The sequence below is a fragment of the Mycobacterium sp. D16Q13 genome (assembly GCF_002013375.1).
Lineage (GTDB): Bacteria > Actinomycetota > Actinomycetes > Mycobacteriales > Mycobacteriaceae > Mycobacterium.
This window is the reverse complement of record NZ_MAEW01000032.1, coordinates 1-9,414: the sequence shown is the minus strand read 5'-3', so window position 1 is coordinate 9,414 and position 9,414 is coordinate 1. Positions and strand designations below refer to the sequence as shown.

12 protein-coding genes are annotated in these 9,414 nt (G+C 63.8%); 6 read left to right on the top strand and 6 right to left on the bottom strand.

Features of this window, described 5'->3' with window-relative positions:
* The first annotated feature begins 27 nt into the window (after positions 1-27).
* Positions 28-357: a hypothetical protein gene (locus B4400_RS24210; protein WP_286142488.1), complete on the top strand. Its 330-nt coding sequence runs from the start codon at positions 28-30 to the stop codon at positions 355-357.
* Here B4400_RS24210 and B4400_RS24205 read toward each other — a convergent pair.
* Positions 354-692 carry a hypothetical protein gene (locus B4400_RS24205; protein ID WP_078313187.1) on the bottom strand — a complete coding sequence of 113 codons (339 nt, stop codon included), beginning with the start codon at positions 690-692 and terminating at the stop codon, positions 354-356. The genes B4400_RS24210 and B4400_RS24205 overlap by 4 nt on opposite strands.
* 140 nt (positions 693-832) lie before the next feature.
* Between B4400_RS24205 and B4400_RS24200 the strand changes: the two genes are divergently transcribed.
* Complete coding sequence (locus B4400_RS24200) at positions 833-1,732, top strand: endonuclease domain-containing protein (RefSeq protein WP_078313186.1); 900 nt, start codon at positions 833-835, stop codon at positions 1,730-1,732.
* Between the two features lie 16 nt (positions 1,733-1,748).
* Here B4400_RS24200 and ipdC read toward each other — a convergent pair whose 3' ends face one another.
* From ipdC to B4400_RS24180, 4 genes are read right to left on the bottom strand one after another with little or no spacing between them, the layout of a single operon-like run.
* Entirely contained in the window at positions 1,749-2,825 is a 1,077-nt protein-coding gene (gene ipdC, locus B4400_RS24195) for a (3aS,4S,5R,7aS)-5-hydroxy-7a-methyl-1-oxo-octahydro-1H-indene-4-carboxyl-CoA dehydrogenase (RefSeq protein WP_078313185.1), read from the bottom strand.
* Positions 2,822-3,571 (bottom strand): CoA-transferase subunit beta, encoded by a 750-nt coding sequence (locus tag B4400_RS24190; protein WP_078313184.1) that lies wholly within the window; start codon positions 3,569-3,571, stop codon positions 2,822-2,824. Before B4400_RS24190 ends, ipdC begins: the two co-directional genes overlap by 4 nt.
* Positions 3,568-4,449: a cholesterol ring-cleaving hydrolase subunit IpdA gene (gene ipdA, locus B4400_RS24185; protein WP_078313183.1), complete on the bottom strand. Its 882-nt coding sequence runs from the start codon at positions 4,447-4,449 to the stop codon at positions 3,568-3,570. Before ipdA ends, B4400_RS24190 begins: the two co-directional genes overlap by 4 nt.
* Positions 4,450-4,481: 32 nt before the next feature.
* On the bottom strand, positions 4,482-5,252 hold the full coding sequence (locus B4400_RS24180; protein WP_078313182.1) for an enoyl-CoA hydratase family protein: 771 nt from the start codon (positions 5,250-5,252) through the stop codon (positions 4,482-4,484).
* 94 nt (positions 5,253-5,346) lie between these two features.
* Here B4400_RS24180 and B4400_RS24175 point away from each other — a divergent pair, with 94 nt between their 5' ends.
* Both B4400_RS24175 and B4400_RS24170 read left to right on the top strand, forming a co-directional pair.
* Positions 5,347-6,129, top strand: a complete 783-nt coding sequence (locus tag B4400_RS24175) for an SDR family oxidoreductase (protein WP_078313181.1) — start codon at positions 5,347-5,349, stop codon at positions 6,127-6,129.
* Between the two features lie 3 nt (positions 6,130-6,132).
* Positions 6,133-7,044 carry an SDR family oxidoreductase gene (locus B4400_RS24170; protein ID WP_078313180.1) on the top strand — a complete coding sequence of 304 codons (912 nt, stop codon included), beginning with the start codon at positions 6,133-6,135 and terminating at the stop codon, positions 7,042-7,044.
* On the opposite strand, the gene B4400_RS24165 is transcribed toward B4400_RS24170, so the two are convergent.
* Positions 7,041-7,550, bottom strand: a complete 510-nt coding sequence (locus tag B4400_RS24165) for a nitroreductase family deazaflavin-dependent oxidoreductase (RefSeq protein ID WP_078313179.1) — start codon at positions 7,548-7,550, stop codon at positions 7,041-7,043. The genes B4400_RS24170 and B4400_RS24165 overlap by 4 nt on opposite strands.
* Positions 7,551-7,567: 17 nt before the next feature.
* Here B4400_RS24165 and B4400_RS24160 point away from each other — a divergent pair, with 17 nt between their 5' ends.
* Both B4400_RS24160 and B4400_RS24155 read left to right on the top strand, forming a co-directional pair.
* Positions 7,568-7,954, top strand: a complete 387-nt coding sequence (locus B4400_RS24160) for a DUF8021 domain-containing protein (protein WP_078313178.1) — start codon at positions 7,568-7,570, stop codon at positions 7,952-7,954.
* Between the two features lie 115 nt (positions 7,955-8,069).
* Entirely contained in the window at positions 8,070-9,347 is a 1,278-nt protein-coding gene (locus B4400_RS24155) for a cytochrome P450 (RefSeq protein WP_078313177.1), read from the top strand.
* Positions 9,348-9,414: the final 67 nt, after the last annotated feature.

Sequence of the window (9,414 nt, the reverse complement as noted above, 5' to 3'; positions counted from 1 at the left end):
CGAATGGTCGAGGCGTAGCCTCAGGGAATGCGAGCTGGAATCCTGATCGGCGCGGCCGCGATGACGCTGGGTGTCATCACGGGCGCTGCCCCTGCATCGGCCGAGCCGTGTCCACCGGAGGTGTGCAGCATTCCTGGATTGCCGGGCGGCAGTTTGCCCTTCAATCCGCAGATGTCTGACCTGCCGCAAGACCCGATGTGGATGGGCCAGGCCTGGGATTGGTTGAGTAAGCGGGACAACACGGGCATGTTCAATAGCCCGGGGGCTGCGGAGTTCATTCGGTCGCAGCCACCCGACTCCGGGATCCCGGAGCAGGCCCCTCCACCTTTACCGGGGCCTGCTCTACCGGGCGACTAGTTCTGAGCCCACGTTCCGTAGGGCACATCCGGATCGGTGCCCAGCGGAGTGGAGGGATCGGCTCCACCGATATCGGTGGCATGGTCCGGGACATAGGGATCGGTTCCGTACGGGACGCCGGGGTCTGCACCGCCCACGGATTGGTCTTGCCGTAATACGTGATCGCGACCGCGATCTGTCGGTAGCTCCATGGAGCCCTGTTTCGGGGTCTGAATGCCGTGGTTGGGGACCGACGGCTGGTCGTTATCGGCGGCGGCGAGCGGGGCAAGCATGATGGCCGCTCCCGCCGCCAAACAACAGGCAGCTGTCGAGAAGGTGAACTTTCGGAAGGTCATACGACCAGCGTTCTCCCGCAGGCTGTGAATCACCTGTCTCTATCCTTGCGGTCGAGTGGGAATGTGCCGAGGTGTTTTGGTCGGTTTCCTCGTGAGATTCCCACTCGGATTTTGTCGGTGGGCGGTGAGATGCTCCCGCTGTGGGGGAGGTTCCGTGGCCATTCCGGTCAACCGAGGCAATCGCTGCCGGAGTTGTGACCGAGCACCTACTCCGAAGTCGGTACGAACAGATCTATCCGTCCGTGTACATACCCCGCGGATCGAGCGTGACGGCGATTCAGCAGGCACAGGCCGCGTGGCTGTGGTCGCAGCGGAGCGGGGTGGTCGCGGGGTTGTCCGCGTCAGCACTTCTCGGGTCGAAGTGGGTCGATCGTGCGGCCGACGCGGAGTTGATCTATCGCAACCACAAAGCCCCGACCGGGCTGAGGGTGCACCGGGAGTCATTGTTAAGCAATGAGGTTGATCGCATTGATGGCGTTGCAGCCACCTCGGCAGCGCGCACGGCATTTGACCTGGGACGTTGGTTGCGGCTCGATACCGCCGTTCAACGATTGGATGCACTGATTGCGGCTACCGGTGTCAGCCTTGCGGAGATTCAGAAGGTGGCGGCCGCGCATCCTGGAGCCAGGGGGTTGGTGACGCTTGGTAAGGCGCTGGAATTGGTTGACGGTGGAGCGGAGTCACCGCAAGAAACTCGCACCCGGCTGCTTCTCGTAAGGTCAGGATTTCCCAAGCCGCAGAGTCAGATCCGTGTGTATACGCGTTATGGAGAGTTTGTCGCAAGGGTCGATATGGGATGGGAGGACCTCAAGCTCGGAGTCGAGTTTGATGGCGCACAGCATTGGACAGACCCGCATCAGCGTTCTCGCGATGTCGATCGCTCGGCCGGACTCTCAGCGGAAGGCTGGACCATCATTCGAGTGACATCCGAGATGCTTCAGCATCGCGCAGGCACGATCGTGGCTCGGGTCGACGAAGCGTTTCGAACAGCTCTGTCGAGTGGGAATCTTGCGAGGGATTTAGGTCGATTCGCCTCGTGAGATTCCCACTCGGCGCCTAGATAATGGCGGCGTTCGCTGCCATGAGGTGAGCGACGGCTTCGGAGACGATCGCGTCGATCAGCTCCTGGCAGCTCGGCAGGTCATCGAGGATGCCCGCGACCTGACCCGAGGCGAGAACCCCGGCACCGGTGTTCCCTTCGACGAGTCCGGCTTTCAGCAGCATCGGGGTATTCGCCGCCATGAGCACCTGTGACCAGGTGAGCTCCTTGCCATGGCGCATCGCCAGGCCGTCCTTGATCATGGACCGCCAGGTCATGCCCGTCATCTTCTTGAATTTGGCCGCGTTCAGAATCGCGGCACTGAAACCGCGTACCCGCGAACCGCTTTCGAGCTTCTCAACCAGCTCGGTACGCAATACCCGGTGCGGCATGCCATCGACGCGGGTCGACACCACGGTGCCGTCGAGAGCCGAGGCCAGGTAGCGCTCCTTGACCGCATCCGGCACCGTGCTGTCGGCGGTCAGCAGGAATCGGGTACCCATGGCCACGCCGGCCGCGCCGTAGGACAGCGCCGCCGCGAGGCCACGCCCGTCGAAGAAGCCGCCGGCGGCGATGACCGGCATTCCGGTGTCCTTGACTGCGTCGAGCACAGAGGGGAGTAGCAGGGTTGTCGCGACCGGACCGGTGTGTCCACCGCCCTCGCCACCCTGCACGATCACCGCGTCGGCGCCCCAGGCCGCGACCTTCTTGGCATGCTTGGCCGCCCCGATAGACGGAACCACCACCACGCCATTGTCTTTCAGCCTGGCGATCAGATCCTGCTTGGGCGCCAGCGCAAACGAGGCCACCTTGACCTTCTCGCGGATCAGCAGCTCGATGCGCTCAGTGGCATCGCCGGCATCGGCGCGAATGTTCACACCGAACGGCTTGTCGGTCAGCGACTTCGTCTTCGCGACCGCCGCGACCAGTTCCTCCAGCGTCATGGTCGCCGAGGCGAGAATGCCCAGACCGCCGGCGTTGGAGGTGGCGGCGACCAGGCGCGGTCCCGCCACCCAGCCCATGCCTGTCTGCACGACGGGATGATCGATGCCGACCAGCTCGGTCAGCGGCGTCTTGAGGACCGGTGCGCTCACGCCTTGACTTCCTTGTCCCGGAATGACTTCGGATCAATCACCTCGCGGATGATCCGCAACTCTTCCTCGGTGGGTACCCGGGTCTGGCCGGCGTCGGCCAGACCGTGCACCTCGAAGCTGGTGTTGGATGCGACGTCCTCGGCCGAGACCCCGGGGTGCAGAGTCAGCGCTTGCATCTCGTGGTTGGGTCCGTTGAAGTCGAACACACCCAGGTTCGTGATCACCCGGAACACGTTCAGGTACTTGAAGGCAGGGTTCGCGGGGTCGGCCTTGTCGTAGCCGACGCCGGACACGATGTCGACGGAGTTGCCGAAGACCCGCGCCGAGTGGTTACCCACCCAATACGAGGTGGCGTGGTTGATGGTGTTTCCCGGGGCACCGCGCACACCGAACATCTGCCGGGTGGGTTGTTGCAGCGGCCCGAACGCCGAGAGGTTCTGATTGCCGTAGCGGTCAATCTGGTTGGCACCCATGACAACATGGCGGCGGCCCGAGGCCACCACATCGAACACCTTGCGGAACGGCATCCATCCCTCGATCGGAGAGGTGCCGCCAATCGCCGGTGTCTCGGCCATCAGGACGGCCTCGCCATCGGAGAGCACCAGGTCGGGGGAGAAGGTCAGGCGGGCCAGCCGGGCACCGACGGTGGACATCGTCGACATCGCGGAGGCCATGATCTCGCCTGCGTCCCTGAACAACTCGGCGCATGCGACGGCGCATACCTCGGCGCGGGTTGCCTCACTCATGCCTGCTGCTCCTTAAAGCGCTTGACGGCTGCCTGGTAGTCCTCTTCGGAACCGGATAGGTATGTGTCGACGAACTTCTGCCAGGTTTCCGGATCGCCCGCGGCCTCGGCGTAGTGCCTCTGGAACTTCTCGTCACGGCCGTAATCGGCTGCTCCGATGGTGAAGTGCGCGCCACCGGGTGCCTCGACCACCTTGTCGACCATCATGCGGTTCAGCAGAAGAGATTGCAGAGGAACGGTTTTCACCAGTTCCTCGGTAGAGACGATCTTCTCCACCGAGAGGTAGCGGCGCTCGGCGGCCAGGCAGTACAGGTCGTCGAAGTATGGGTCGACGCCGGTGTAGGCGGCGTTTCCGGTGGCGTCACCCAGATTCAGATGCACGAACGCGGCGTCAAGGTTCAGTGCGGGCATCGCGACCAGGGTTTCCGCGTTTCCCGACGAGTCCGCGTACGGCGACGTGACGGTCTTGAGTTCGTCGCCCCAGAAGTTCATGACGTCGGATCCCAGCCCGGCCCGGATGGGCAGGAACGGCAGCCGGGCGGCGGCAGCTTCCAGACCGCACTTGACCATGCCCTCATCCATCTCACGGGACTCGATCGCGCCGGTGGTGCGCGCCTTGGCGAACCACGGGTCATAGAACGGCGGTGAATCCAGGGAGACGAAGCCGTAGTAGGCCTTCTTCACCTTGCCCGCAGAACACAGCAGGCCCAAGTCCGGTCCGCCGTAGGTAACGACCGTCAAATCCTTGATGTCCGAACGCAGAATCGCGCGCACGAAGGCCATCGGCTTGCGGCGTGAACCCCAGCCCCCGAGGCCGATGGTCATGCCGCTGCGCAGCTCGGCGACGGCCTCGTCGAGTGAAGATCGTTTGTCGCTCATATTTTCTCCTCTTCGCGCAAGCGGCTCATCGGCTACTGTCCCTTCGGCTTTCCGGTCTCGACGAATGCGTCACGGTGCTCGTCGGCGACACCCGCCAGATTGAGCTCGAATGTAAAGCCCTGTTCCATGCGATAGCTCGACTCGACGTCCTGTGGGTCGATGAAGTTGATGGCTTCCTTGGCGGCCCGGATCACGCGGGTGTCCTTGGCAGCGATGTCACGTGCCACGCGTAGCGCGGCTTCGTCGAGCTCCTCGCGTGGCACCACCTCGTGGATGGATCCGTAGTGGTGCAAGGTCTTTGCGTCGATCTTGGCTGCCGTGTAGAACATCCGGCGCATGACGTGCTGGGGGACCAGTCGCTGCAGATGAGTGGCGGTGCCGAGCGCGCCGCGATCTACCTCGGGCACGCTGAACACCGCATCGTCGGAGGCGACGATCACATCGGCGTTGCCCACCAGGCCGATCCCGCCGCCGAGGCAGAAGCCGTTGACGGCGGCGATGACGGGCACCTTGCAGCGGTACACCGCGCTGAAGGCCTCGAAACAGCCGCGATTGGTGTCGATCAGCGCGGTGTAGCCCTTGCCCTCCGCTTGGGTGGCTTGCATCTCCTTGATGTCGGCGCCCGCGTTGAACCCGCGGCCCTCGGCCCGCAGGATCACCACGTGGGTGGACGGGTCATTGCCCGCGGCCAAGATGGCGTCGGCCAGTTCAAACCATCCACGCGAGGGGATGGCGTTGACCTTCGGATAGTCGACGGTGACGGTGACGATGCCCGGTTCAACCGTCGCGGTGATGATGCCCATGAGACTCCTCAAGGTACCGAAACAAGCACTTGCTTGGTACGCTACCATGGCTCGAAAGCGCAGGACAAACAGTAGGAACATGGCAAGGAGTCACGTGCGAACCCCTTACGAACTCGGCCTTGAGGGCCGCGTCGTGCTGGTCACCGGAGGTGTCCGCGGCGTCGGCGCCGGTATCAGCCGGGTGTTCGACGAGCTCGGTGCGACGGTGATTACCTGCGCACGCCGCCCTGGTGAGACCCCCTACGAATTTCATCCCTGCGATGTCCGCGACGAACAGTCGGTGGACGCGCTCATCAGCGCCATCGTGTCCGGGCACGGGCGCCTGGATGCTGTCGTGAACAACGCCGGCGGTGCCCCCTTCGCGCTGGCCGCCGACGCGAGTCACAACTTTCACCGCAAGATCATCGAACTGAACTTGCTCTCCGCACTGCTCGTCTCGCAGCGCGCCAATGCCGTGATGCAGCGCCAGGACGACGGCGGCACCATCGTCAACATCACCAGCGTGAGCGCAAGCCGACCCTCGCCGGGCACTGCCGCGTACGGCGCGGCCAAGGCCGGACTGGAGAGTCTGACCCGGAGCCTGGCCGTGGAATGGGCGCCCAAGGTGCGGGTGAACGCACTGGCCGCCGGGATGATCCGCACCGAGCTCTCGGAGATGCATTACGGCGACGAAGACGGGATCGCCTCGGTCGGTGCGACGGTGCCGCTGGGTCGTCTTGCCAATCCCGACGAGATCGGCTGGACCGCAGCATTTCTTGCCTCACCCCTGTCTTCCTATGTGACCGGTGCGGTCCTCACGGTGCACGGTGGAGGGGAGCGCCCCGCGTTCCTCGACGCCGCCAATGTCAACAGCAATGAGAACGGCGAAAAGGAATAGAACATGCCAGGTTTGCTCGACGGTCGGGTCGTCATCATCACCGGTGCGGGCCGCGGTATCGGACGTGCGCACGCGCTGGCGTTCGCCGCCGAGGGTGCACGCGTGGTCGTCAACGACATCGGTGTGGGCCTGGACGGATCGGCAGGCACCAGCCCGGCCCAGGAAGTCGTCGAGGAGATCAAGGCCGCGGGTGGCGAGGCCGTGACCAATGGTGACGATGTCGCCGACTGGAACGGCGCCAAGAATCTGATTGACACCGCAGTCAATTCTTTTGGCCGCCTGGATGTCCTGGTCAACAACGCCGGTTTCCTGCGCGACCGGATGCTCGCCAACATGAGCGAGGAGGAGTGGGACGCGGTGATCCGCGTGCATCTCAAGGGACACTTCGCGCCTTTGCGCCACGCCGCCGCGTATTGGCGCGATGAGTTCAAGGCCGGAAACGCGGTGGACGCGCGCATCATCAACACCAGTTCCGCCGCCGGGCTGCAAGGCAGTGTCGGGCAAGGGAACTACGCCGCGGCCAAGGCCGGTATCGCCACCTTGACCCTGCAGGCCGCCGCCGAGATGGGCCGCTACGGCATCACCGTCAACGCCATTGCTCCGGCAGCGCGCACCCGGATGACCGAGGCGGTCTTCGCCGAGACCATGGCGAAGCCCGAGGACGGCGCGTTCGACGCGATGGCGCCGGAGAACGTCTCGCCGCTGGTGGTGTGGCTGGGCAGTCCGGAGGCTCGCGATGTCACGGGAAAGGTGTTCGAGGTCGAAGCGGGCGTCATTCGCGTCGCCGAAGGCTGGGCGCACGGCCCGCAGGTGGATAAGGGAGCTCGTTGGGACCCAAGTGAATTGGGACCAGTGGTCACCGAGCTACTCGGCAAGGCGCGCACCCCGGTCCCGGTATACGGCAGCCAGTCCTAAGCCGGCGCCCGCTCCAGGACGACGACGGGGATCTTGCGGGTCGTGTACGACTGGTACTTGTCGAAGTCCGCGTACAGCTCGACCAGCTTGGGCCAGTAGTGCGCGCGCTCCTCATCGGTGGCGGTGTGCGCCGTCATCGCTCGGATATCGCCCTTGATCTGAACGGTGACTTCAGAATTCGCCTTCAGGTTGAGGTACCACGCCGGGTTGGCATCACGTCCGCCCTGCGATGCGACCAGGACAACCTTGTCTCCATCGGGTAGATAGAGCAGCGCGCTCAGTCGCTTCTGCCCGGTCTTGCGGCCGGTGGTGGTCAGCAGCAGCACCGGTATGCCCCACGGGAAAGCCGCACCTACACGCCACTTTCCGCCGAGACGGCCGTCGGTCCTCTGGTACAGCCAGACGTTGACTGTGGTCATCCACTTGATGAGCTTGCCGGCGAACTCGGAGTTCAACTGGGCGGGTGCATTCGCGGATGAGCCGCTCGCGGGAAGACCGTCAGACATGGCCCTATGCTACGAGGGTGTCAACACCTGGAGCCTCAGACGAAGTGCGTATTGCCGCAGCGAATGCATACATCGAAGCCCTCGTCACACATCAGGCGGACGCGGTGCCGTTCGCTCCGGAATGTGTGCGGATCGAGCAGGGTGTCAAGACCGGATTCTCCGGAGATCACTTGCGGCGCAGCCTGAACAACGGTCCGCAGTTCCGCCTTATCGCGGCCGCCTCGAACCGGCAGTTCCGTGTCGAGGGGGAGAATGTCGTCGCGAGTTTCATCATCGAAACCAAGGCCAAGGTCGCCGGGTGGCGCGTCGTCGCGAAAGTGGACGAGACGTTCAAAATTCCGGCGGATGATCCCCGGATCCATCACATCAGGGCGATCTTCGTCCCTAAGCTGTCGCGCACCTAGAACACGTTATAGATCTGCGGTTTTTCCGCTGCGCCCCCTTGTCCCGGGGCCGATTTCTGTGCTTCACTGCCACTAGAGCCATTAGTGAAATGCGTCACAGGCCGGGAGGTACAGCGTGGTACAGGCCCAACATCCCCACTTGCCGGACGGCATCGACTTCACGGATCCTGATCTTTTTGTGCGGGGGATCCCGGAGGGTGAGCTTGCCGAACTGCGGCATACCGAACCGATCTGGTGGAATCACACGGAGCGCGGGGTTGCTGGGTTCGATGATGATGGCTTCTGGGTGGTGTCCAAACACAAAGATGTCAAGGAGATCTCGCTTCGGTGCGACGTGTTCTCCAGTGAGCAGAACACCGCGATACCGCGCTATCTGCCGACCACTCCACGCGAGCGGATCGATGCGACGCGTTTGATCATGCTCAACATGGATCCGCCCCGGCACAGTAGGTTGCGGCACATCATCAGCCGCGGGTTTACGCCGCGGGCGGTGAACCGGCTGCGCGACGATCTCAACACCCGGGCGCAGGGCATCGCGAAGGCGGCGGCGCAGATGCGGCATGGCGACTTCGTGGAGCAGGTGGCCTGTGAGCTTCCGCTACAGGCCATCGCGGGTTTGATGGGGACGCCCCTGGACGAACGTGAGCAGCTCTTTGACTGGTCCAATCGGCTCGTCGGATCCTCCGATGGCGAGGACGATAGCGCGATCGCCAGCGCGGAACTTCTGATGTACGCGATGGGCGTCGCGGCACGCAAGGCCGTGGAGCCTGGTCCTGATATCTGTACCGATCTGATCAACGCCGATATCGATGGTCAGAAACTATCCGATGACGAATTCGGCTTCTTTGTCATGCTTTTGGCGGTGGCCGGCAATGAGACCACTCGAAACTCGATCACTCACGGCATGCACGCCTTTACCCAGTTTCCGGATCAGTGGGAGCTGTACAAGAGGGAGCGGCCAGAGTCGGCCGCCGACGAGATCGTGCGCTGGGCGACGCCGGTAACCTCGTTTCAGCGGACCGCACTGGAGGACACCGAGCTTGGTGGCGTGCGGATCACGAAGGGGCAGCGCGTGGTCATGATGTACCGCAGCGCGAACTTCGACGAAGAGGTCTTCGAAGATCCGTTCTCTTTCAATATCATGCGAAACCCCAACCCGCACGTGGGATTCGGGGGCAATGGAGAGCACCACTGCGTCGGGGCCAACCTGGCACGCATGACCATCAACCTCATGTTCAACGCGATCGCCGACCACATGCCCGACCTCGCGCCGGCAGGTGAGCCCGACAGACTGCGGTCCGGGTGGCTTAACGGGGTAAAGCATTGGGAGGTCGACTTCTGTCCGGCCGGATTCACCCGCGAGCAGGCGGTACCGCCGGGACGGGCAAGCTAGCGGGCGCACAGCGAAAAGCCCCCGGCGCCGCGATGCCGGGGGCTCTTCGGTGGCCCGCTAGATCCGC

Bases quoted from the DNA above. Each gene is read 5' to 3' on its own strand.
- B4400_RS24180 (WP_078313182.1), bottom strand. From the start codon at position 5,252: ATGGGCATCATCACCGCGACGGTTGAACCGGGCATCGTCACCGTCACC.
- B4400_RS24210 (WP_286142488.1), top strand. From the start codon at position 28: ATGCGAGCTGGAATCCTGATCGGCGCGGCCGCGATGACGCTGGGTGTC.
- B4400_RS24165 (WP_078313179.1), bottom strand. From the start codon at position 7,550: ATGTCTGACGGTCTTCCCGCGAGCGGCTCATCCGCGAATGCACCCGCC.
- B4400_RS24205 (WP_078313187.1), bottom strand. From the start codon at position 692: ATGACCTTCCGAAAGTTCACCTTCTCGACAGCTGCCTGTTGTTTGGCG.
- ipdA (WP_078313183.1), bottom strand. From the start codon at position 4,449: ATGAGCGACAAACGATCTTCACTCGACGAGGCCGTCGCCGAGCTGCGC.
- B4400_RS24190 (WP_078313184.1), bottom strand. From the start codon at position 3,571: ATGAGTGAGGCAACCCGCGCCGAGGTATGCGCCGTCGCATGCGCCGAG.
- B4400_RS24170 (WP_078313180.1), top strand. From the start codon at position 6,133: ATGCCAGGTTTGCTCGACGGTCGGGTCGTCATCATCACCGGTGCGGGC.